Below are 22,918 nucleotides of genomic sequence, written 5' to 3' on the forward strand. Positions count from 1 at the left end.
TATCCGGAAACCTTCTGAGAGATTTCCCTCCATGACAGTGGCTGTCTCGGCCTTGAGACGCGTGATGGGCTGTGTGCTCTCGCTGCTGACGGCCATGCTGTTGTCGAACGGCGCTCCCGCCTGGGCGGGCAGCGCCGCGTCGGATGCGCAGGTCCAGCAGCGGGCCAAGGCCGTGACCCAGGTTGTACTGGGCATTCTGAGCTACGCGCGCTGGCCCGCCGAACCCAACCCCCTGCGCTTGTGCCTGGTCGGCCCCACCGAATACGCCGACGACCTGATCAAGGGCAATGTGCAGAACTCCGGGCACGCCTTGCAGGTGCGCCGCCTGCTGGCCGGTGACGCCGCCGTCAGCAGTGGCTGCGACGCGGTGTATATCGGCAAGCTCGACAGCGCCCAGCGCGAGCAACTGTTCAAGGCCATCAACGGCCACCCGGTGCTGAGCATCAGTGAGGCCGACGATCCGTGTACCGTCGGCAGCCTGTTCTGCCTGCGGGTCGGCGACCAGCAGGTGGCCTTCGACGTCAACCTCGATTCGGTGACGCGCAGCGGTGTGCGTATCCACCCCAGCGTGCTGCAGCTGTCGCGGCGCCGGGCGGGGCAGCCATGAAGCGGCGTTTCCGCCGGCCGACCCTGCGCGCGGTGCTCGGTCGAGGCCACCTGAGCGTGGCGCTGCTCGCCGCAGGCCTGGCCGGTGTGCTGGTGACCCTGCTGGGCGTGGCGGCGCTGCGGGTCTACGCCAACCACAACCTGCACCTGATCGCCCGCTCGATCAACTACACCGTCGAGGCCGCCGTGGTCTTCGACGACAGTGCCGCGGCCAATGAAGCGCTGGCGCTGATCGCCTCCACCGAGGAGGTGGCCGAGGCCAAGGTGTTCGACAACGATGGCGACCTGCTCGCGCACTGGCAGCGCGACGAACAGGGAGTGATGGCGCACTTGCAGACCCAGGTGGCGCGCAGCCTGCTGGAGGAACCGATCAACCTGCCGGTGCAGCACATGGGCCAGAAGGTCGGCCATATCGAGCTGACCGGGCAGGGCGGCAACCTGGTGCGCTTCATGCTCAGTGGCCTGGTGGGGATTTTGGTGTGCACCGTGCTCAGCGCGGTGCTTGCCCTGTACCTGTCGCGCCGCCTGTTCGGCGATATCATCCGCCCGTTGCGCCACCTGGCCAGCGTCGCCCACGCCGCCCGGCGCGAGCGCAGTTTCGACCGGCGCGTGCCGGAAACCCAGATCGCCGAGCTCAACGAGCTGGGCAACGACTTCAACGCGCTGCTCGACGAACTGGAGGTCTGGCAGAGCCACCTGCAGAGCGAGAACGAGAGCCTGGCGCACCAGGCCAGCCACGACAGCCTGACCGGCCTGCCCAACCGCGCCTTCTTCGAAGGCCGGCTGACCCGCAGCCTGCGCAATGCCGCCCGCCAGCAGGAACACCTGGCGTTGCTGTTCCTCGACAGCGACCACTTCAAGCAGATCAACGACAGCCTTGGCCACGCGGTGGGGGACCAGGTGCTGATCAGTGTTGCCAGCCGGGTGCGCGCGCAGTTGCGCGAGCATGACCTGGTGGCGCGCCTGGGCGGTGACGAATTCGCCGTGCTGCTGTCGCCGCTGCAGGCGCGCGAGGACGCCGAGCGCATTGCCGAGAAGATCGTCGCCAGCATGAAATTGCCGATCCAGCTGGAGGACGGCAACAGCATCACCTCCTCGCTGAGCGTCGGTATCGCCTATTACCCGGACGACGGCCAAGACCCGGCCAGTCTGCTCAATGCCGCCGACGCGGCGATGTACCAGGCCAAGCGCAAGCGCCGTGGCCATTGGCAAGTGGCCCAGCCGGAACGCCGGGTCACTGACGTTAAGAACAGGAGCTGAACCGTGATCTACCGCCTGACTTCCCTGCGTTTTCCCGTTCTGGCCGTGCTGTTGGCATTGCTTACACTCACGGGTTGCCAGAGCGTGCCGCCCAAGGGGCTGACCCCCGAGCAGGTGGCCGTGCTCAAGCGCGAGGGCTTTGCCCCGACCGACGAGGGCTGGGCGTTCGACCTGTCCGGCAAGGTGCTGTTCGGCAGTGACCTGGACAGCCTCAACAGCGCCAGCGAATCGATTGTCGAGCGCATCGGCAAGGCGTTGCTGTCGGTGGATATCCAACGCGTGCGCATTGATGGCCATGCCGATGCCTCGGGCAAGGCGGCCTATAACCAGCAACTCTCTGAGCGCCGTGCCCAGAGCGTGGCCAAGGCACTGATCGGCATTGGCATGCAGCCGCAGAATATCCAGACCCGCGGGCTGGGCAGCAGCCAGCCGGTGGCGGACAACCGCACCAGTACCGGGCGCATGGAGAATCGGCGGGTGTCGATCGTGGTGGCGTCGGACTGACGTGCCCTGTTCGCTGTAGGAGCGGCTTTAGCCGCGATCACCCGCAAAGCGGGTGCCAGATCCGCGATGCCTGCATCGCGGCTGAAGCCGCTCCTACAGAGCCCTAATCAACCTTGGGCGAATTTCATCTCGCGGGTTTCCCCCATCAGCAACGGCGCATTGGCCTCGGTCACCTCACGGATGTAATCCCACAGCAAGGTAATCCGCTTCAACTTGCGCAGATCCTCCCGGCAGTACATCCAGAACTGCCGCGTCACTTCGATCTCTTCCGGCAACACCGTCACCAGCCGCGGATCCTGCGCCGCCAGGAAGCACGGCAGGATCGCCAGCCCACGCCCCTGCAAGGCCGCCGTGTACTGGGCGATCACACTGGTGCTGCGCAGGTGCGCGTTGGCGTTGGGGATCAGGTTGGCCAGGTACAGCAGCTCCGAGCTGAACGCCAGGTCGTCCACGTAACTGATGAAGGGATGGCGCATCAGGTCGCCGATCTCGCGGATCGGCTCGTGGCGGTCGAGATAGTCCTGGGTCGCGTACAGCCGCAGGCGGTAGTCGCACAGCTTGCAGCACACGTACGGCCCATGTTCGGGCCGCTCCAGGGCGATGACGATATCGGCCTCGCGCTTGGACAGGCTGATGAAGTGCGGCAGCGGCAGGATATCCACCGAAATGGCCGGCCAGGCATCGACGAAATGGCTCAGCTGCGGGGTGACGAAGAAGCTGCCGAAACCTTCGGTGCAGCCCATGCGCACATGCCCCGACAAGGCCACGCCCGAGCCCGACACCTGCTCGCAGGCCATGTGCAAGGTGCTTTCGATCGACTCGGCATAGCCCAGCAAGCGCTGGCCTTCCGCCGTGAGAACGAAGCCGTTGGTCCGCGATTTCTCGAACAGCAACGTACCCAGCGCCCCTTCCAGCGAACCGATGCGCCGCGACACCGTGGTGTAGTCCACGGCCAGGCGCTTGGCCGCACTGCTGGCCTTGCGGGTGCGCGCTACCTCAAGAAAGAACTTGAGGTCGTCCCAGTTGAGCGCGCTCAGGGAGGTGAGGTCTTTTTGCATGATGATCCGGTTTTTTTGTGCATTCTTGTTGGATGTTTGCACATCTATACTCGATCTCAGCCCCTGTACGCCACCCCGTGTCCATGCCGGCGTAGGCGTCTTCGTTCCGACAATAATTCCAAGGAGAGCGCAGATGAACGCACCCCAGGCACCCGCCCAGACCCAGGTCGAGCAGGTCAAGCTGCTGATCGACGGCCAGTGGGTCGAGTCCAAGACCACCGAATGGCGTGACATCGTCAACCCGGCCACGCAACAAGTGCTGGCGCGGGTACCGTTCGCCACCGTCGAGGAAGTCGACGCCGCCGTGGCCGCCGCCGAACGCGCCTTCAAGACCTGGCGCGACACCCCCATCGGCGCGCGCATGCGCATCATGCTCAAGCTGCAGGCGCTGATCCGCGAACACAGCAAGCGCATCGCCGTCACCCTCAGCGCCGAGCAGGGCAAAACCATTGCCGATGCCGAAGGCGATATCTTCCGTGGCCTGGAAGTGGTGGAGCACGCCGCCTCCATCGGCACGCTGCAGATGGGCGAGTTCGCCGAGAACGTCGCCGGTGGCGTCGACACCTACACCCTGCGCCAGCCGATCGGCGTGTGCGCCGGCATCACCCCGTTCAACTTCCCGGCGATGATCCCGCTGTGGATGTTCCCGATGGCCATCGTCTGCGGCAACACCTTCGTGCTCAAGCCGTCCGAGCAGGACCCGCTGTCGACCATGATGCTGGTCGAGCTGGCGCTGGAGGCCGGCATTCCGGCCGGCGTGCTCAACGTGGTGCACGGCGGCAAGCAGGTGGTCGATGCAATCTGCACCCACAAGGACATCAAGGCGATCTCGTTCGTCGGTTCGACCGAGGTCGGCACCCATGTCTACAACCTGGGCAGCCAGCACGGCAAGCGTGTGCAGTCGATGATGGGCGCCAAGAACCACGCCGTGGTGCTGCCCGACGCCAACCGCACCCAGACCGTCAACGCCCTGGTTGGCGCCGCCTTCGGCGCGGCCGGCCAGCGCTGCATGGCCACCTCGGTGGCGGTGCTGGTGGGCAAGGCCCGCGAATGGCTGCCGGATATCAAGGACGCGGCGAGCAAGCTCAAGGTCAACGCCGGCAACGAGCCGGGCACCGACGTCGGCCCGGTGGTCTCCAAGGGCGCCAAGGAGCGTGTGCTGGGGCTGATCGAGAGCGGCATCAAGGAAGGCGCCAAGCTTGAACTTGATGGTCGTGATGTGAAGGTTCCTGGCTACGAGCAAGGCAACTTCATTGGCCCGACCCTGTTCTCCGGCGTGAAGACCGACATGCAGGTGTACACCCAGGAAATCTTCGGCCCGGTGCTGGTGACGCTGGAAGTGGACACCCTCGACGAGGCCATCGCCCTGGTCAACGCCAACCCGTTCGGCAACGGCACCGGCCTGTTCACCCAGAGCGGCGCGGCGGCGCGCAAGTTCCAGAGCGAGATCGATATCGGCCAGGTCGGCATCAACATTCCGATCCCGGTGCCGGTGCCGTTCTTCAGCTTCACAGGTTCCCGCGGTTCCAAGCTCGGCGACCTCGGCCCGTACGGCAAGCAGGTGGTGCAGTTCTACACTCAGACCAAGACCGTCACCGCCCGCTGGTTCGACGATGACAGCGTCAACGACGGTGTGAACACCACCATCAGCCTGCGCTAAGGAGTTCGTCATGCGTATCGCATTCATTGGCCTGGGCAACATGGGCGCACCCATGGCCCGCAACCTGATCAAGGCCGGGCACCAGCTGAACCTGTTCGACCTGAACCAGACCGTGCTGGCGGAGCTGGCCGGGCTGGGCGGGCAGGTCAGCGCCTCGCCGAAAGCGGCTGCCGCCGACAGCGAGCTGGTGATCACCATGTTGCCGGCCGCCGCCCATGTGCGCAGCGTTTACCTGGACGAAGAAACCGGCGTGCTGGCTGGTATTCGGCCCGGTACCCCGACCGTGGATTGCAGCACCATCGACCCACAGACCGCCCGTGACGTGTCGAAGGCCGCGGCGGCCAAGGGCGTCGACATGGGCGACGCGCCAGTCTCCGGCGGTACCGGCGGCGCGGCGGCCGGCACCCTGACCTTCATGGTCGGCGCCAGTGCCGAGCTGTTTGCCACGCTGCAGCCGGTGCTGGCGCAGATGGGCCGCAATATCGTGCACTGTGGTGAAGTCGGTACCGGTCAGATCGCCAAGATCTGCAACAACCTGCTGCTGGGCATCTCGATGATCGGCGTGTCCGAGGCCATGGCCCTGGGCAACGCACTGGGCATCGACACCAAGGTGCTGGCCGGCATCATCAACAGCTCGACCGGGCGTTGCTGGAGTTCGGACACCTATAACCCTTGGCCGGGGATCATCGAGACGGCGCCAGCTTCACGCGGCTACACCGGTGGCTTTGGCGCCGAGCTGATGCTCAAGGACCTGGGGCTGGCCACTGAGGCCGCCCGCCAAGCGCACCAGCCGGTGATCCTCGGCGCGGTGGCCCAGCAGCTGTACCAGGCCATGAGCCTGCGCGGCGAGGGCGGCAAGGACTTCTCGGCGATCGTCGAGGGTTATCGCAAGAAAGACTGACGGAGCAAGCTGGACTTCATCGCGGGCCGGATGGCCTTCCCCCTGTAACTGCGCACCAGGGGGAGGGGTGTCGGGTTCGCGATTTTTTTTGTGGGTGCGGGATACCGCGTTGCCTGGTTCGCCGGCAAGCCGGCTCCTACAGGATCGTGGACCGCGCCCCGGGTATTGGACAAAAAAATTGCGACGCGGCCCATCGGCGCGGACCCGTAGGAGCCGGCTTGCCGGCGAACCAGGCGACGCGATGGACCTGACTCCTTGCATTCCCCGCTTGTTTTCATGTGCTGCGGACCTGGCATTTTTGCCAGTTTCTCAAATCGCGGTGCCAGCCTAGCATCCAGCGTAAACCACAACAGCGCTACCACGGGTGGGTTGTCGGGTGCGCTCATGTCCAGGATGCCAAGGGGGCAACATGGCCAAACGCAAAAGTAGCAAGCAAGTTGCGTTGTTCGAGAGGATTCTTGATACGGAGCCGGGGATCAAAGCCAAGTTTGCTGATGTGAATGTTGCGCAGGCGTCGATTCTGGACTTGCAGCGCAAGACTCCCAAGGCGTTGATGGAGCTTTACCCCTCGCTTCGTGCGAGCGAGGCGAGGCGGCTCAGGGCTCGTCTTGACGTTGCATCGGCGGCCATGATGCGCGCATTTCGGGAACAGCGCCTGAGCTCGGGCCTGCGTCGCGCCGCGGACGAGATGAAAGGCCCCCTGGCGCTGACCAGCGGCCCGACCTTCGAAAACCAGTTCAGCCCTTCATGGGCCAATCACACCCAGCCCGGCGCCGTGGATGCCACCACGTCACCGGCGGCCTACCTGATCGACATGCTGAGCTTTGTGCGCGATTGGATTGAATCAGCGGGCGATGAAAACAAGATCCTGCGTCTGGAGACTCGTCGCCCCGACTTGTTCAACCTGATGATCGACGAACAGACCATGAACCGTGAGGTGACCCAGGTCGAAGTCGTCAATCATGTCATGGAGCGGGCAATCGAGGAGCACCGCGAGGGAAACCCGGAAGACCGGACTTCCGTCGAGGACAAGCTGCTCGAGGTGCGCTACCCGTTCAGGCATTTCCCCTACGAAACCTACTGGGAACAGATCCGCACTGTATTGGCGTTCAATGCAGTGCACATCAGCGATTTCACGCACCTGTCGGATATCGACAGTCCCTATTTCATTCAGTCGGGTGCTCACTCGACGATGTCGAACATGGCCTTGCAGCAGGACTCCGCGCTTGGGCCGGCATTGCGCTCCATCCTGCTGGAAGCTTCCTATTTCGAGGCCGAAAGAGCCGTGCGCTTCAACCCGCAAACCCGCCGTCTGCTGAGCTTGCCTCTTAGAGACCCAGAGAAACTTCCTGCCGAGGAGAAAGCTGAAGCTCAAGCACAGATCGTGCAACGTCGGTTGGAAACAGCCGCCAACTTCTACAAGACCAACTTCGGTGTTGCAGGCTACCCGACGTTGCAGAATGTGGTGAACTTCTGCCAGGCACTGGAGATGACGCAGGATGAGATGGAGTCGTTGTTCGGGTTGGCTGCACACGCCCCTTATCTGTCGGAGCATGCCGGTGGTACTGGTTCACCTGTCAGCCCAGGCCTGTTCGGTGCGCGCTTCCTGAACAGTGACGCACCCGAAGCCGTTTCGGTCGAAAGTGATACCGACGACCCCCAGCACCACCGTTTCCTGAAACTGTCCGAGGACCGCTGTGATCGGCTCAACCGTCTGGTGCGCCTGGCCTATGCGCTAAAACTCTCCTATGCGGAAACGGACCAGGTGGTGTGTGCGATTGTCGATGCGGAAAGGCTTGCGCAGGCTGAACTCGGGAGGATGAATCCCGAAGAGGTGCCGCTCTGGATGTCGGTGAACACCGTCAGAGGGCTGGGGCTGTTCGAGTACTTGCGCAAGCGCTTCTCGTGCAGTGCCGAAGAATTTGCCGCGCTGATGTCGGACATGGGCCTGTATGGCATCGGTGAACAGCGCAGTCACTTCGACCGTGTGTTCAATACCGATACCGTTACACCGCTGCTGATCGATGGAACGGAATTCAACGCCAGTGGTGTAGACAGCGAAAGCAAACGCACCATCGATCAATTGTGCCGTGGACTCGGCATCAACATGGAAACCTTCCGCTACCTGTCGCGCCTGATCCTGCAGGGGCAGGAAGGCAGCCAACTGACACGTTCGATCACGACGTTCAGTGCGTTCTACCGGATCACCTTGTTGGCCAGGCTGCTTTCGATTACCACGATCGAGCTATTGTCGCTTCTGGAGGTCCTGAATCCGGAGGGCCTCTATGCGTTGCAACTGGCGGGTGCCCCTAGAAACGCCATGTACGAGAACTTCTCGCGCACAGACACCGTCAGCGTCACCTATGCCGTCTGCCAGTGCGTGCTGTGGTGCCAGGAACAGCAACTGCCCATCAGCTGGCTGGTCCAGCAATTGCTGCCGATCGAGACGTCGGACCTGGTACCTCCGGAGTTCAAGACCCTGCTCATCGAGCTCAAGGGGGACCTGGAACCTTTTCGCAACTTCGATGAGGACATGGAGGAAGCGGGTGTCCCCGGGTTGGTGAACAAGCGCTGGAAAGAAGTACTGACGCATCTGGTGGATGAAGACTGCCTGATCAGCGCTGTCGGTAGTAGTGCACGGGACTTCGACTATCTCGACTACGAGAACTTCGCCGAACGGGAAGTCAACGCGGTGATCGACGAGCTGATCGTCGAATCATCAGACGGTGACATTGAGCTGCCAGGCTTGGCAGATGATGAAGTCGAACGCTTGAAAACGCTGGTCACGGGGGTTGTGCTGCGCATTCGCACACAGCAATGGGGGGTGGTGCAGGAGCGCTTGTCACATTTGCTGGCGCTCAACACCGAGAAGGTGATCCCGGTGATCTACTGGGCCGAAGGAACAGTGCACGCGCTAATGTCGAGCGCGGTGGGCTTCAACCCGGACATCATCGAACACGAGCCCTTGAAGGCGATGATGCCGCAGCTGCTGCGCATGATGAGGTGTGCCCAGGTCGCCACACAGTTCGATTTGAGCCCCGCGTTGTTATCCAGTGTGCTGAAGCGCGCGGAAAGGTCGCGTTTCAGTCTCAAGAGCACAGAGCTGACGTTGCATACCCTGTATTTTCTCGAGCGGTACACACACTGCCTGCGTTCGGCCGTACAAACGGAAGCGCAGTTGCTGGGCTATTTTGCCGCGATCGAGGCACAGGGAGCGTTGACCGCGAATGAACAACGGCTGATCAAGGATATCGCCGCGGACAAGATTGCCGCTTGGCTTGGGTGGGGCATTCGTGAAGTGCTCGATGTGGCGGCCGAGGTAGCGCCTGATGGCATCATTCGCAATCTGGCACAACTGCTCACCCTGGTGAATACGCGGCAACTGTGCGAGCGCACCGGGCTGAGCGCGGTGTCGCTGATGAAGCTCAGCCGGCTCACGGCCTACTCCGATACGCAAACGTACCGCATCGCCGCGCAGGAAATGCTCAGCAGCCTGCGTCGCGACCCCGAACAGCGTCGTGACGAGGTGGAGCTGCGCCAGAGCTTTTCGTCACGCTGCGAAGTGAGCGAATCGCGCTTGATTGCCAGGAAGAATGACGGGACCGAAGCAACCACCGTGTCGCTGACGTTGCTGGACATGAATAACCAACCAGTCTCCGATATTCGGGTGGCCTGGTCCACCGACCTTGGCAAGGTGCTCGATTTCTATAGCTACACCGACAGGATGGGGGTTGCTACGGTGGTGCTGCAGGCCGGGGACCAGCAGGGCATCGCCCATGTAAAGGGAACCTACCTGTTGGACAGCCAAGCCATCGCGCCCCCGGTCATGATCGATTGCGACGAAACTGAACTGTATCTGGACATGATCGAAGGCAAGCCGGAGATCGGAGACCTCGATAAATTGGCCGGAGGTGAAGGGGTATACAGGTTCAGGGCTAGCTTGAAGGATAGATGGGGCAACGTGGGTATAGACCGTCTGGTGAACTGGGCCAGCTCGATCGGCTACTTCGACTCCACTGTTGGGGAAACGCTGACGGACAATGAGGGCTGGAGCGCCATCGCCCTGCGCAGCCAGGACGCCGGCAAAGGCAGGGTAGCTGTCTGGTACGCGCCCCTCAACGACGATCCACGGGTGTTCGACATCGGCTTCGAGGACAAGCCTTACGTCAACTCGGTTGTGCTGACGTCCTGGGCTGTCGCGGGTGACGATATTGAGGTCGAGGCCACCATACTTTCCCTGAATGGCGATCCTTTTAGGTTTCAGGCGGTCGATTGGACTTGCTCGGATGCGGATGTCGAGATCATCAATCATGGCGACAGTGATGATTCAGGCAAGGCGAGGGCTACTTTGAAGCTGGCCAAGGAAGGGGTGTTGGTCGTGACTGCCACCCTGACGGATGGCTCTCCTGAACGCAAGCCATACCACTCGGAAGTGTTGTCCATCGACGTGGTGACCGATGCCAGCAAAATCACGTGTGGGGGTGGCGAGCGTTGGCCAATCGCGGATGGCATCAGTGCTGGCGAGTATGAGGTTCGTGTCGCCAGTTCCGATGACAAACCCGTTGCCAATTACCCGGTTACCTGGAGTGTCGAAGGTGGAACGGGTGGGCCTTACTCTGTGCTGACTGGGCCGGAAGGTTTCGCCCGCTTCGCGCTTCGAGGCACAACACCGGGGCCTAGAACCGTTATCGCGACTGTAAACGACCTGGAGCCGCGCCACTTTGCAGAAGTGCAACTCATGGACCCGCTGGAAGTGGAAATCACGCTTAAAGAAGAGCCCAGTGGGCCCGAAACGCCCGTTATCGACAAGATCATTCTCAACCAGCCGAACACAGGTACAAGGCAGTACACCCTGACTTATCGACTGTCAGACGGTCATCCACTGTTATTAAAGCCCATGCAGCTGCTCTATACAGGCCGCGATTCGGACGCTTCGCTGGGCTTGAAGTTCACGCCGTCGCTGGGGTCGGAAAACCAGGTTGTAGGCCGAGAGGTGAGTTGGATTATCGATTGCAAAAACACGCTGTTGCGTGACGAGGTAGAGCTGAAGTTCGGACTCTGGTGCAAAGAGATGATGAGCGCGATAGAGCGTGATGTCGTCGTCAAACCCGCTACGGACTGACCGCTGGTCTTTCACCCTTCTCCCCTTTTGATGAGGTCTTTATGAACAGTGAATTGACCAATGCCCTGGCGGAACAGTGGCGCGACGCGCTGAGTGCCTATGTAATGCACCATGTGTTACCAGACAAGTTGCAGGCCGGTGCCCTGAACATGATTACGGCCGATCACCTGGATCGTTATTTCATGCTGGATACCCAAGTGACCTCGAAGGTGACGACGTCCTACCTGGCTGAGGCACTGGCGTGTACCCAGACTTATATAAATTCGATCTTCAACAACCTTGAACCTGGGTATCCGGAGGAGTTCGACCCTAAGCTGAAGACATTCTGGCAGCAAGCCATGTCGAACTACTCGATTTGGGCGGCGTACCAGATGCTGGAAGATTATCCCGAGAACTATATCCGCGCCGATTTGCGGCTGGACAAGACAGCGCTGTTCCAGACACTGGAGAACGACCTTGGCCAGGGGCGGATTACCGATGCCTCAGTGCAAAATGTACTGCGGACGTATCTCAAGAACTATGAGTACCAGAACAGCATCCAGGTGCAGTCGGGCTATATTGACTACCGCGACGGTCATCAGGATGCCGATCAGTTCTCCGGATACAGCTATGCCAACGCAGACTATTACCTGCTGGGCAAGGACAGTGTCTCACCGCCCCAGTACTACTGGCGCAAGGTAGAAGTGCGCCTGGACGAGACGTCCAACTACATACAGCCTGACGCATGGTCGGAATGGCAGCCGATCACAGTGCCTGCGGGGAGCACGGTGACCCATGCTCAGTTGGTGCTGCTCTGCAATCGCCTGCATCTGGTCTGGGTGCACTATGGCGCCCCGATCTCGGTTGAGGTCGAGAATGTTGAAAAAAGCCAATACACGTTGAAGATGGAAACCAGTCATTTGGGGCTGGACAGACAATGGACTCCGCCGGAGTTACTGGGCAGCAAAGATATATTCACAGAAGCGGGAAAGGGCCTTGATACCACGCTCTACCGCCTGTTGGCGTTCGCAGCCGCGCAGGCAAGGGACAGTGATGACCATCTACATGCAGCGCTGTTTTCTGTACAAATAATCCAAGAGGAGGGGGAGCCGGATAAAGAGCTATTCCTAAACAGGGAGATTTTTGCTCAGCGCGACGTGTTGATGCGTCCGGTAAATGCTGCTCTTGAAATAACTATAAATCTATTGAAGGTGATACATAAGCTGTTCACGAACCAAGGCGGTAAGATATATCTGAATGAGCGATTTAATGTCGCCGAATTGCGGATGACAAATGTCAAGGCAGAAGATGGCAGTAATCCATATGTTGAGCTTGATGTTATGTTGTGGCAGCATGGTACGGGTAACAGCACATTGTATGTGCGTGCCCGTTCTTCAGAGGTTCGCTATGAACTAATTCCCGTGGACGCATATGTTACAAGCCATTTGATGGTGGCCGGGGGGCAGTTGTTGCAAGCCGAGATTCGGTCTACATCGCACGGGGTGCTTGATGTCCGTTGCAAGGTGTCCAGCGAGCCAGCATTCGAGAATGTCGAAGTGCGACATGACTCATTGAATACAGTGACGATACCTAAGGCAGATTTTAAACCGACATCCTATGGCTGGTTTGAAGCGAGCAAGCCGCTGGGTCAGGTTTCAGGTGCAAGTGCGTTGGTCCGCTATGATGCTCAGGAAATTCACGACGGTGCTGGGTTTAAATTCTATATCGATGCTGTAGAGCAGCTTAAGCTCATGGCTAGCAGTGAAAACTTCATAGTCTGGAGGCCAGATATATCTACCGTGGAGGGCGTAGAAATTAGTATCAGCGGTAAGCGCATTTGGATAGGGCCCTTTACTTATAATGGTGCTGCCGTCAGTGATTGGGTAAGCCGTTCGTGGAACAGAGATGAAGGTGATGAGTTGGTTTGTGAAATTAAGGAGCCAGGAGCAGTAGATTCACAGTTCACCTTGAAACGGGAGAAGACTGCTGGTGAACCCCTTGTAAAGCGGCCGTTTATCTCTCTGCAGAATACCGGTGCTAACTTCCTGATTTTCGATTTCATCGACGAAAAGGCGGGCGGGCTGGTGGTGCGCTTGAACTCCCAGCAGGTTCCCGATCTGATAAACCGTGTCAAATTCTCACCCCGGGATGTATTCGCCTGGGATGCGCAGCAACAGCGGGAACCCGCCTATAAAAAAGTGCAATCCAGCAATGCCTATAAAGGCGGGGGGCGTACGGCACAGGATCCATTGATAGATCCATACGATGCCAACGGCCCCTACCTGCGCGAACTGTTCTTCCACGTGCCCCACCTGATTGCCTCGCGGCTACAGGAAGAAGAGCGCTTCGAAGATGCGCGCCGTTGGCTGGAGCTGATCTTCAACCCGGGGAGCAAGCAATCGCCAACGGAAGCGAGCGGCGTCGATTATTGGAACTGTGCCTGGCTGCTGCAGGAAGATACCGAGGCTGCCGGCCTTGAGCACGAACTGATCGACCCTCATGTCATCGCGCTGCATAACCCTTCGCATTACCGCAAGGCCGTCTTTGTGCAGTATGTGAACCTGCTGATCGGCGAAGGCGACTTCCACTACCGCCAGCAAACCCGTGACAGCCTGGCCAATGCCTGGCTGCTGTACCGCATGGCGGCGGACCTGATGGGGGAGGCTCCGGATGCGCGTACGATCAATACCTGGGTTCCACGCACCGTGGCCGAACTGCTGAGCAGGTCGGGCGGCGGTGAGCGGTTGGAGCGCCATGCAGACGCCGTCAAGCCGGAGAACCTGCCCAAGCAACTGTCCACGTTCTTCTGGGCCGGCGTGGCGGTACATGAGGATTTTCGCCCGCCGGCCAACCGAGATTTGCTGGACATCTGGGACTTGCTGGCACAGCGCTTCCACAACCTGCGCCACTTCCTGAGCATCGAGGGTTACCCGATGGAGCTGCCGCTGTATGCGCCGGCGGCGAACCCGTTCGACCTACTGATGGCGCGCATGGGCGGCAATGCCAACCTGGCTCACCTGATGGGCTATCGCACCGTGGTGCCGCCTTTCCGCTTCCGCACCCTGGTGGCCAAGGCCCAGGAAACGGTGACCGCGCTGATCCAGTACGGCGAGCAATTGCGCAACTTCCTGGAGCTGGAGGAGCGCACCGAGCTGGAAGCGATGCAGTACCAGCAGGCTGCGGAAATTGCGGGCTACACCATCGGTATCCAGGAGCAGTTGCTCAGCCAGCAACAGAAGAACGAGGATGTATTGAAGGCGCAGCGTGCCGCCACGGCATTGCGACAGGAGCACTACGCACGTTTGTATGAAGAGAACATGTCGGGCGCGGAAATCGCGGCCATGACCGTCCATACAGTCGGGCGCTACATGTCTACGGGGATCAACGCCCTCTTCGCGGGTGGCAATCTGGCTTCGATGGCGCCCAATATCTTTGGGCTGGCCAACGGTGGCCAGGAGTACAAAGGCGGCTTGATGGCCGCCGGCCTTGTACTGGAAGCTGTCGCGGGTAACATGGTCACCGCGGGCGAGGTGTTGCGTGAGACGGAAGGGTACCGTCGTCGTCGCCAGGAATGGCAGTTGCAAGCCAAACTGGCCAGCAAAGAGCTGGATGTCATCGACAAGCAACTTGAAGCGCAACAGCATTCGACACTGGCCGCCCAGGCCTCCCTGGAGCACAGTCGCAAGGCCTTGGCGCAATCCCAGCAGCTGTATGCGTACTACCAAAACAAGTCCACCAGCGTGTCGCTCTATCGCTGGCTGCGCTCCCAGGCAACCACCTGGCACGCGACCCTGTTCGATGTGGCGGTCAGCCTGTGTAACAGCGCCCAGGCCTGCTGGCAGTACGAGACGGGCAACTACGACCGGCAAATCATCCGCACGCCCATCTGGCAGGCCGACCGCTATGGCCTGAATGCCGGTGGTGAGCTGCGCCTGGACCTGCACCGGCTTGAAACGGAATTCCTGCTGCGCCATCAGCGGCATCTGGAGCTTCGCAAGACGGTGTCGTTGCAGGCACTGGTGGGCCAGAATCTGGTCTCTAAACCGAGCGGTGAAACCCTTGAAACTTGGGAGCAAGTGCTCAAGGCGTTGACAGAGGATGGCGAGTTGGCATTCAGCCTGTCGGAAATGTTGTACGACCAGGATTACCCAGGGCACTACCTGCGCCGTCTGCACAGTGTGGCGTTGACACTGCCTGCCCTGTTAGGACCGTACCAGAACATCCGCGCGACCCTGACTCAGACCCAGAGTCGGTTGGTGACCTCGCCTAAACGCGAGGCAGTGCTGTTCCTTACGCCAGAGTTACATGAAGACGTGGGGACCGGCGATGGACGCTACGTGATGATGAGCTTGCGCCCGCGCCAGCAGGTCTGCCTGTCTTCGGCCAGCCAGGATATGGGCCTGGTTACCGCCTCCGAGACAGATGATCGCTATCTGCCGTTCGAAGGGACGGGTGCGGTATCCGACTGGCACCTGAAGTTCCCTCGTCATGCAGCACAGGCAGAACTGATCAATAGCCTCAGCGACATCATCCTGGAAGTCCGTTACTTGGCCTTGCCAGGTGGAGCGGGCTTCGATGCTGAGGTCGATAAGTTGGTCGAGAAGTACCTGGATCTGGCCCCCTGACGTTTTGCAAAGTGAAAACGGTGGCCTTCGGGCGTAGTTGAAGGTTGTTTGCCTGGCCACCGAGAGCGTGATTGTTCTTTCCGGTTGTTCTATCCGTACATCCAGCATAAACCAGGAGATGCCCATGGACATCAGCCCAAAACCGACCGCTTCAAACGAGAACGAAACAGCCAGCCATCCAGTGCTCAAGGATCATTCTTTCCCCGTCGGTAGCATTGGCCCTGAAGGCCAGGAACTTACATTCTGGAAGTGCAACCAGGCAAACACGTACTATGACTACCTCCCAGATTCTGATGGCACTACTTATGTACGGCTTCGTGATGGCGCTAATATCTGGCAGGATATTGAACTCCCCGTTGCAGCAAATCCACTCATTGAAGGGCGCCCTGAATACAAGCTTGGATGCCGGTACAATCCCGAACGGTTACCCGGGTGCAGACTTACTGTGTTTTTGATCAAGGATGGAGGGGACGACGGAGATAAGATTTTTGACGCGCCCTTGGGGCCTGAAAACAAGAAAGTAACGTGGACCACGTTGGATGCAAAAAGAATAATGGATGTACCTGAACACACACAAAAATTGAGAGTCAAGTTCACGACTCCAACCGGAAAGGGTGGGTACATCCTCCTGACAGAGGCCGTGATGGAGTTACTTTTGCCAGCGTTTGATAGTTGAAAAGATGCAAAGGGCCAGGGCATGCCAGCGGCTAAGGCGAGAACTCGCAAGGTGTCGTTCTGGGATGGCACGCTGGTCCCGCTCGGGGAGCATCCAGCTCCGAGAGTTTGCCCGCAGAAGCGTCGACGCTTCCGCGGGCAAACTCTTCTCACAGGGCAACGGAATCCAGACCGGGGCGGGCTGTTTGACCTTGGCTGCGAAGCCGATGCTGGCAACGCTCGTGCGAGTGGTCAGGCGAACACGAAATACTTGCGCACTGTCTCGACCACTTCCCAGGTTCCTTTCATCCCAGGCTCGATCACGAACACATCCCCCGCCTTCAGGTGCTTGGGCGCTTCACCTTCCGGGGTGATGATGCAGTACCCGTCGAGAAAGTGGCAGTACTCCCACTTCTCGTAGTTGACCTCGAACTTGCCCGGCGTGCAGATCCAGGTGCCCATGATCTTGCTGCCGTCGGCGGACAGGTAGGCGTTGAGGTTGACGGTGTGTGGGTCGCCGCCGATGCGTTTCCACTTGGTGGCGTCGACCACCGGGGTGGGGCAGGTTTCGCGCAGGACGGTGATGAAATCGGACATGGCGTGGCTCCAGGCAGCTGATGAAGTGAGGCATCACCATAGGGCCATTGCCGTGGACGCAGTTGCCTGGGCTCGACGTCCAGCTGTCTGCCTGCGCTATGGCAGGGCAGGGTGTAGGAGCGGCTTCAGCCGCGATGCAGGCAACGCGGTGCCTGGCACCCGCTTTGCGGGTGATCGCGGCTGAAGCCGCTCCTACAGAGGTCGCGTCAAATCAACGGATTTTGGGGCCTCACGCCCACCAGTAGCGCACGAAATGGAAGAACACCGGCGCGGCGAAGCACACCGAATCCATGCGGTCGAGCATGCCGCCGTGGCCTTCGATCATGTGACCCCAGTCCTTCACCCCACGGTCGCGCTTGATTGCCGACATCACCAGCCCGCCGAAGAAGCCCATGGCGTTTACGGTCAGCGCCATCAACGCCGCCTGCCAGAAGGTGAACGGGGTGATCCAGCACAGCAGCGCGCCCACCAGCGTGGCCAGGGCCACGCCACCGGCCAGCCCCTCGACGGTCTTCGACGGCGACAGGTTGGGCGCCACCTTGCGCTTGCCGAACAGCTTGCCGCACACGTACTGCAGCACGTCGCTGATCTGCACCACGAGGATCAGCCAGGCAATCAGCAGCAAGTTGCGGCCCTCGTAGCCGGGGATGTCCAGGGTCATCAGCGCGGGCACCGACGACACGCAGTACACCGCGATCATCAAACCCCACTGAACCTTCGAGGCGCGCTCGAGGAAGCGCGTGGTGTCGCCGCCGAAGCTGGCGAGAATCGGCAGCAGCAGGAACAGGTACACCGGGATGAAGATGCTGAACATGCCGTACCAGTCCATGGCGATCAGCAGGTACTGCACTGGCAGCGCCACATAGAACGCCGCCACCAGTGCGGGGTAGTCGCTGCGCCGGGTCGGGGTGAGGGTCATGAACTCGCGCAGGGCATAGAACGACACACCGTAGAACAGCACGATCACACCGTATTTGCCGAACAGGAAGGCGATGCCGATCACCAGCACCATCACCCACCAGGCGTTGATGCGGGCGTTGAGGTTGTCGATCACTGCGTGGGGGGCGGGGCCGGCACGCCACTTGAGCAGGCGGCCGATCAGGCTTGCGAGCAGCAGCAGGGCGCCGATGCCGGCGAACAGCGACAGGGTGTTGTTATCCATCTCAGGCTTCCTTCGGGGCCAGGTTCAGCAGGGCCTGGCGGGCCCGCTCGAGAAACGCGTGCTTGTCTTCGTCGTCTTGCAGGTGCAGCGGCTCGCCGAAGCTCAAGGTGCACAGCAGCGGCAGCGGCAGGGCACGGCCCTTGGGCATCACCCGGTTGAGGTTGGCGATCCACACCGGCACCAGTTCGACCTGCGGGTTGGCCGAGGCCAGGTGGAACAGGCCGCTCTTGAACGGCAGCAGCGGGTCGTCGGTGAGGTTGCGCGTGCCTTCGGGGAAGAAGATCAGCGAGTCGCCCTGGGCGAAGGCGTCGAGCACCGGTTGCAGCGGGTTGCCCTCGCCGGCCGGGCGCTGGCGGTCGATCAGCACGCCGTTGAACACCTGGCGGATGAGGAAGTCGCGGATGCCCGGCTTGCACCAGTAGTCGGCGCCGGCCACGGGGCGGGTATGGCGGCGCAGTGCCTCGGGCAGCGCCGCCCACAGCAGCACGAAATCGCCGTGGCTGCTGTGGTTGGCGTAGTACAGGCGTTGCACCGGTTGCGGTGTGCAACCCAGCCACAGGGCGCGAGCGCCGGTGATCAGGCGGGCGGCGGAGGTGATGACGAAGGCGGTCAGGCTGGCGAGCATGGCGGCGGTCTTATCCGGTGAAAGGGAGGGCAAGGGCGAGCACGACTTGCACGGCCAGGCACAGGGCCTGGCGGCGCAGCAGGGCCAGTGCGGCCAGGCTGCGGGCCGGCCAGTCGCGGGTGTCGCTGGCGGTGGCTTTCAGGCGCAGGTCGAACAGGGCGCGGTCCAGGGCCTGGGTGTCGGCGGGCAGGTCGGTGCTGGCGCTCAGGTGGGCAAACAGCTCGGCATCCAGGGCGACACGAATGGCCCAGTACTTGTGCGCCAGGCCGATCACCAGCAGCGCCGCGCAGAGCACGCTGGCCAGCGTAGGCAGCGGCAAGTCCAGCAGCGGTGCGAGACTGCAGGCCAGGGCCAGCAGGGTGATGCCGTCCGACAGGCGTTCCAGCTGGCGCCCGCGAACGAGCAGGCTGGCGATGACGAACAGGTTCATGGGTGCGCTTCCAGCTGTTGCAGGGCGAGGCGATGGGCTGGGTGAAGGACCACGCCGGGGCGGGCCTTGCGGATCAGCGCTTCGGCCTGATCAATATTGTTGCAGCGACCACTGAGCACCAGCCAGGCGGCCACCGCGCTGGCGCTGCGCGAATAACCCAGGGCGCAGCAGACCAGCAGAGGGCCTTGCTGGTGCAGGTCTTCGATGGCTTTGGCCGCTTGCTGCAGCAGTTGGCTGCTGGGGGCGACCAAGTCGAGGGTTGGCAGGTTGTGGTAACACCGTGACGACGTGCTCTGTGTAGGAGCCGGCTTGCCGGCGAATGGGCCGGGGAGCTCAGCGCATAAATCGACGATGCCGGTGAATGAGGAAGCATCGCTACGGCCAGGCATGCGCCCGAGGTATACACCCTCACACACCTCATCCGGCTGGGGATGCCGCCATGTCCACAGCCGGGAGTTAATCCATGCAGCCAGCAAGTAGGGCGCCAGCAAGCAGGTCACGGCAATGGACAGCCGCCCATTCGCACCCTTCTGGAAACCACCTGCCCCGAAGACGGCATAGTTCATTCCCACCAGCAGCAACGACACGGCAGGCCACAGCAACCACAACGCCGCCTGCCCGACTTTGAATGCGATCAGCACCAGCAGCAGCGCCCCCAGTGCATAGCGCAGCGCCAGCCGCCAGCGTTTGGCATCTCGCGCAAGCCGCGCCGACTGCCAAGGCAAAGGCCCCTGGCACGGCCACAACCACAGGCAGGCAAAACCGGCCAGCGCCCCGGTCGGCACATCGATGAAGTGATGCTGCCAGGTGGTCAGCACCGACAGCCCGATCAACCCCATCCAGCCATGCACCAGCCAACGCATGAGGCGCTGATGGGTATGCCGGGCGAACATCGCCCAGATGATCACCAGCAGCGCGATATGCAGCGAGGGCGCCTGGTTGTACGGCTTGTCGAAGCCCATCAGCACATCGAACAACCAGCCGAACAGCCCCGACAGTTCGGGGCGTTCGAAGGTGAAGCGCAGCGGCCAGAGCAGGAAGCAAGCGACGCTGATGAACTGCGCCGTGAGCAGCGCCAAGGCATGGCGGTCCATCTCCCGGCGCGTCAGCGGCAGCAGGAACGACAACCCGTAGAGCAGGTCGATCGACCAGTACGGGATGATCGTCCATGGCCACAGCGGCATGTGATGTTCCCAGGCGAACACCAGGCTGCCGATGTCATCGCGGCCTGCGGTGTAGGTGTTGGCCAGGCCGTAGCTGAGGAAAAACAACGGCCCGAGCAGCAACAGCCAGAGCACGCCCCGGCGAATCAGCCCAGCTTCACGTGCCATCAACCCACCCGCTGCGCCAGGCTGACGCTGAAGATGCCCCATTCGTCGATGCGCTGGGCGATCTTGCGGAACCCGGCCGCCTCAACCAACTGGTCCATCTCCGCCTGGCTGCGCCGGCGCATCACCCAGGCCTCACCGCCGCGGTGGCTGGTCAGGGCGCGGGCGATCATCTCCAGTTGCGGGTGCCAGGGCTGGCCGGTGTAGACCAGGTAGCCACCGGCCTCGACGGCATCGGCCAGGCCCGCCAGCGAGTTGCCCACCAGCTCGTTGCTGGGGAACAGTTCATACAAGCCCGAGACCACCGCGAGGGTAGGGCGCGGGTCGAGGCTGGCCAGGCTCTGGCGGTCGAAGGCATCACCCTGGATGAACCGGGCGATGTCGCCCAGGCCCTTTTCGCTGATCAGCGCGCTGCCCTGTTGCACGTTCAGCTCGCTGTAGTCGCGCAGCAGGATCGAATCGGGCAGTTGCTGCAGGCCTTGCAGCGCTTCGAGGATGTAGCGGCCATGGCCGGCGGCAATGTCGACGATGCGCACCGGGCGCTGTTGCCCACGTAATTGTGCGATGGCCAGGCGCAGCAGCTCTTCGACGTTCAGCTTGCGCTGGCGGATGCCGCGCCAGCCGATGGCGTCGAGGTAGTTGCGGTCGATCAGTTCGCCGATCCGCCCTTTGCCGGTCGCTTGGTTGCGGTACACATAGTCGAGGGTGGAGCCGGAGTCGAAGCCGGTGTCGAAGCCCAGCTTCACGCCTTCGGAAAGGCCTTTGCCCAGCCGTAGGCTGGCACGGGTAGCGCGCCAGTAAAGGTCACGTGGCGAGTTGCGCGGCAGTGGCGCGGCCAGGCTCTCGGCCTCGGCGCAGCTGGCGCCGGCCTTGTCGGCGTCCAGCAGCGAAGGGGTGGGCACGGGGGCGTCGAAGCAGTGTTCGACGAAACGCTTGATCCGCGCCAGGGCATGGGCGCGGTCGCGCTCGCCGAGGGTGTCGTGGAAGAAGCCTGGGAGGATGTGCTTCTCCTTGCGCGCGCTGCCCAGGCGTTCGAAGAACTGCTCCTGCGGCTTGCGCTCGACCACGAAGTCGGCGCCGGAGATCAGCAGTTGCGTGGGGACCTGGATCGCCTGGGCGTCGGCCACCACGCGGTCGGCGGCGTCATACAGGCCCAGCAGCATGGTGACCGAGATAGGGCGGCTGATCAGTGGGTCGGCCACGTACGACATGACGCGTTCCGGGTCGTGGGTCAGCAGGCGCGGCTTGACGTAGCTGTTGACGAAGAAGTTGCCGCGCCAGGCCTTGAGCAGTTTCAGCCCCGGCCGGGCGAAGGGCACGTAGAGCTTGACCTTGAACGCCGGCGAGGCCAGCACCAGGCAGCGCACCTTGGGCGCGTAGTCGTGGGCCCAGGTGGCGATCAGCACGGCGCCGACACTTTGCGCCAGCACCACCATGTCCGGTTCGGCGATGCCATGCTGCGCCTGGATATGCTCGATGAAGGTCTGCACGTCGCGCACGCTGGTGGCGAAGCCCGGGCTGTCGCCGCGCGCGCCCGGCGACTGGCCATGGCCACGGGCGTCCCAGGCGAAGAAGTCGTAACCGGGCAGGTCCAGCTCGTCGGCCAGGTGCGCCAGGCGCCCGCCGTGCTCGTGGCCCCGGTGGAACATCACCACGGCGCGGCGTGGCTGGTGTTCGTTGCGGGTGGCGGGCCAATGACGGTAGTGCAGCTCGACCCCGTCATGGGTGGAGAAATGCAGCGATTGCGCTTGGCGCATGGCGAATATCCTTGTTCGACAGCGAGGGGGCTCAGCGGGCTTCGATCAGGCCGTGGCGAACCCGGTTGTACAGGGTATAGAGCGAGAGCAGCAGGATGACCAGCAGCAGGCCGTTGATCCATGCGGCGTTCAACAGCCCGATGGCGACGCCGGTGCCCAGCACGCCGAAGGCGAAAGCGCGATCGCTCTTGCCCATCGGCCCGTCGTAGCGCCGTGAGGCGCCGGCCAGTGGGCCCATCACCCCGGCGTACTCGCTGATCACCGCGCACAGCACCACCAGCACCACCAGGGTGGGCGACACGCCCGCGAGCAAGGCGAAGGGCAGGTACAGCGCGGCATCGGCGATCACGTCGCACAGTTCGTTGAGGTAGGCGCCCAGTTTCGATTGCTGGCCGAATTCGCGGGCCAGCATGCCATCGACCGCGTTGAGCGCCATGCGCAGCAGCATCCAGATCGGAACGAGGATGAACAGCCAGGTCAGGTGGGGCAGCCAGGCCAGCAACAGGCCCAGCAGGACGGAGACGACGGCAGCGGTGACGGTGACCTGGTTGGCGGTGACGCCACGGTCATGCAGGCGCTGGACCGAAGGACGCAGCAGTGCCTGGAAACGGGGTTTGAGTTGATAGATCGATGGCACGTGGAACTCCCTG

16 protein-coding genes are annotated in these 22,918 nt (G+C 61.8%); 8 read left to right on the forward strand and 8 right to left on the reverse strand.

Annotation, left to right across the window (positions count from 1 at the left end; all coding sequences use genetic code 11):
• Positions 1-31: 31 nt before the first annotated feature.
• The 3 genes from yfiR to yfiB are packed head-to-tail and all read left to right on the forward strand — an operon-like array spanning position 32 to position 2,370.
• A complete protein-coding gene (yfiR, locus tag PSEEN_RS03225; RefSeq protein WP_011532053.1) occupies positions 32-607 on the forward strand; it encodes a regulatory sequestration protein YfiR in 576 nt (191 codons plus the stop codon).
• On the forward strand, positions 604-1,866 hold the full coding sequence (gene dgcN / locus PSEEN_RS03230) for a diguanylate cyclase DgcN/YfiN (RefSeq protein WP_011532054.1): 1,263 nt from the start codon (positions 604-606) through the stop codon (positions 1,864-1,866). Before yfiR ends, dgcN begins: the two co-directional genes overlap by 4 nt.
• A 15-nt stretch (positions 1,867-1,881) precedes the next feature.
• Positions 1,882-2,370 carry an outer membrane lipoprotein YfiB gene (gene yfiB / locus PSEEN_RS03235; RefSeq protein ID WP_044488645.1) on the forward strand — a complete coding sequence of 163 codons (489 nt, stop codon included), beginning with the start codon at positions 1,882-1,884 and terminating at the stop codon, positions 2,368-2,370.
• A gap of 107 nt (positions 2,371-2,477) precedes the next feature.
• Here yfiB and PSEEN_RS03240 read toward each other — a convergent pair whose 3' ends face one another.
• Positions 2,478-3,428, reverse strand: coding sequence for a LysR family transcriptional regulator (locus tag PSEEN_RS03240; protein WP_011532056.1), 951 nt, complete (start codon positions 3,426-3,428; stop codon positions 2,478-2,480).
• A gap of 133 nt (positions 3,429-3,561) precedes the next feature.
• On the opposite strand from PSEEN_RS03240, the gene PSEEN_RS03245 reads away from it, so the two are divergent.
• The 5 genes from PSEEN_RS03245 (at position 3,562) to PSEEN_RS26540 (ending at position 16,391) form a co-directional block, all read left to right on the forward strand.
• On the forward strand, positions 3,562-5,088 hold the full coding sequence (locus PSEEN_RS03245) for a CoA-acylating methylmalonate-semialdehyde dehydrogenase (RefSeq protein WP_011532057.1): 1,527 nt from the start codon (positions 3,562-3,564) through the stop codon (positions 5,086-5,088).
• Positions 5,089-5,098: 10 nt separating this feature from the next.
• On the forward strand, positions 5,099-5,989 hold the full coding sequence (gene mmsB / locus PSEEN_RS03250; RefSeq protein ID WP_011532058.1) for a 3-hydroxyisobutyrate dehydrogenase: 891 nt from the start codon (positions 5,099-5,101) through the stop codon (positions 5,987-5,989).
• Between the two features lie 409 nt (positions 5,990-6,398).
• Positions 6,399-11,111 (forward strand): Tc toxin subunit A, encoded by a 4,713-nt coding sequence (locus tag PSEEN_RS03255; RefSeq protein ID WP_044487629.1) that lies wholly within the window; start codon positions 6,399-6,401, stop codon positions 11,109-11,111.
• A 41-nt stretch (positions 11,112-11,152) separates the two neighbouring features.
• Positions 11,153-15,715: a Tc toxin subunit A-related protein gene (locus PSEEN_RS26535; RefSeq protein WP_011532060.1), complete on the forward strand. Its 4,563-nt coding sequence runs from the start codon at positions 11,153-11,155 to the stop codon at positions 15,713-15,715.
• 124 nt (positions 15,716-15,839) lie between these two features.
• Positions 15,840-16,391, forward strand: a complete 552-nt coding sequence (locus PSEEN_RS26540) for a hypothetical protein (protein WP_011532061.1) — start codon at positions 15,840-15,842, stop codon at positions 16,389-16,391.
• Between the two features lie 230 nt (positions 16,392-16,621).
• Here the strand turns inward: PSEEN_RS26540 and PSEEN_RS03270 are convergent, their stop codons facing one another.
• The 7 genes from PSEEN_RS03270 to PSEEN_RS03300 form a co-directional block, all read right to left on the reverse strand.
• Entirely contained in the window at positions 16,622-16,966 is a 345-nt protein-coding gene (locus tag PSEEN_RS03270; RefSeq protein WP_011532062.1) for a cupin domain-containing protein, read from the reverse strand.
• 229 nt (positions 16,967-17,195) lie between these two features.
• Positions 17,196-18,128 (reverse strand): phosphatidate cytidylyltransferase, encoded by a 933-nt coding sequence (locus tag PSEEN_RS03275; protein ID WP_011532063.1) that lies wholly within the window; start codon positions 18,126-18,128, stop codon positions 17,196-17,198.
• A gap of 1 nt (position 18,129) precedes the next feature.
• Positions 18,130-18,753: a lysophospholipid acyltransferase family protein gene (locus PSEEN_RS03280; RefSeq protein WP_011532064.1), complete on the reverse strand. Its 624-nt coding sequence runs from the start codon at positions 18,751-18,753 to the stop codon at positions 18,130-18,132.
• Positions 18,754-18,763: 10 nt separating this feature from the next.
• Positions 18,764-19,183 (reverse strand): hypothetical protein, encoded by a 420-nt coding sequence (locus tag PSEEN_RS03285; protein ID WP_011532065.1) that lies wholly within the window; start codon positions 19,181-19,183, stop codon positions 18,764-18,766.
• Positions 19,180-20,514: a phosphatase PAP2/dual specificity phosphatase family protein gene (locus PSEEN_RS03290; RefSeq protein ID WP_011532066.1), complete on the reverse strand. Its 1,335-nt coding sequence runs from the start codon at positions 20,512-20,514 to the stop codon at positions 19,180-19,182. The genes PSEEN_RS03285 and PSEEN_RS03290 overlap by 4 nt, the downstream gene beginning before the upstream one ends.
• Positions 20,514-22,268: a bifunctional alpha/beta hydrolase/class I SAM-dependent methyltransferase gene (locus tag PSEEN_RS03295; RefSeq protein WP_011532067.1), complete on the reverse strand. Its 1,755-nt coding sequence runs from the start codon at positions 22,266-22,268 to the stop codon at positions 20,514-20,516. Before PSEEN_RS03295 ends, PSEEN_RS03290 begins: the two co-directional genes overlap by 1 nt.
• 31 nt (positions 22,269-22,299) lie before the next feature.
• On the reverse strand, positions 22,300-22,905 hold the full coding sequence (locus PSEEN_RS03300; RefSeq protein WP_011532068.1) for a CDP-alcohol phosphatidyltransferase family protein: 606 nt from the start codon (positions 22,903-22,905) through the stop codon (positions 22,300-22,302).
• Between the last annotated feature and the right edge of the window lie 13 nt (positions 22,906-22,918).

Source organism: Pseudomonas entomophila L48 (assembly GCF_000026105.1).
GTDB classification, from domain to species: Bacteria; Pseudomonadota; Gammaproteobacteria; order Pseudomonadales; family Pseudomonadaceae; genus Aquipseudomonas; species Aquipseudomonas entomophila.

Coding starts and splice junctions, on each gene's coding strand:
- yfiR (WP_011532053.1), top strand. CDS start 32: ATGACAGTGGCTGTCTCGGCCTTGAGACGCGTGATGGGCTGTGTGCTC.
- dgcN (WP_011532054.1), top strand. CDS start 604: ATGAAGCGGCGTTTCCGCCGGCCGACCCTGCGCGCGGTGCTCGGTCGA.
- PSEEN_RS03240 (WP_011532056.1), bottom strand. CDS start 3,428: ATGCAAAAAGACCTCACCTCCCTGAGCGCGCTCAACTGGGACGACCTC.
- PSEEN_RS03245 (WP_011532057.1), top strand. CDS start 3,562: ATGAACGCACCCCAGGCACCCGCCCAGACCCAGGTCGAGCAGGTCAAG.
- mmsB (WP_011532058.1), top strand. CDS start 5,099: ATGCGTATCGCATTCATTGGCCTGGGCAACATGGGCGCACCCATGGCC.
- PSEEN_RS03255 (WP_044487629.1), top strand. CDS start 6,399: ATGGCCAAACGCAAAAGTAGCAAGCAAGTTGCGTTGTTCGAGAGGATT.
- PSEEN_RS26535 (WP_011532060.1), top strand. CDS start 11,153: ATGAACAGTGAATTGACCAATGCCCTGGCGGAACAGTGGCGCGACGCG.
- PSEEN_RS26540 (WP_011532061.1), top strand. CDS start 15,840: ATGGACATCAGCCCAAAACCGACCGCTTCAAACGAGAACGAAACAGCC.
- PSEEN_RS03270 (WP_011532062.1), bottom strand. CDS start 16,966: ATGTCCGATTTCATCACCGTCCTGCGCGAAACCTGCCCCACCCCGGTG.
- PSEEN_RS03275 (WP_011532063.1), bottom strand. CDS start 18,128: ATGGATAACAACACCCTGTCGCTGTTCGCCGGCATCGGCGCCCTGCTG.
- PSEEN_RS03280 (WP_011532064.1), bottom strand. CDS start 18,753: ATGCTCGCCAGCCTGACCGCCTTCGTCATCACCTCCGCCGCCCGCCTG.
- PSEEN_RS03285 (WP_011532065.1), bottom strand. CDS start 19,183: ATGAACCTGTTCGTCATCGCCAGCCTGCTCGTTCGCGGGCGCCAGCTG.
- PSEEN_RS03290 (WP_011532066.1), bottom strand. CDS start 20,514: ATGGCACGTGAAGCTGGGCTGATTCGCCGGGGCGTGCTCTGGCTGTTG.
- PSEEN_RS03295 (WP_011532067.1), bottom strand. CDS start 22,268: ATGCGCCAAGCGCAATCGCTGCATTTCTCCACCCATGACGGGGTCGAG.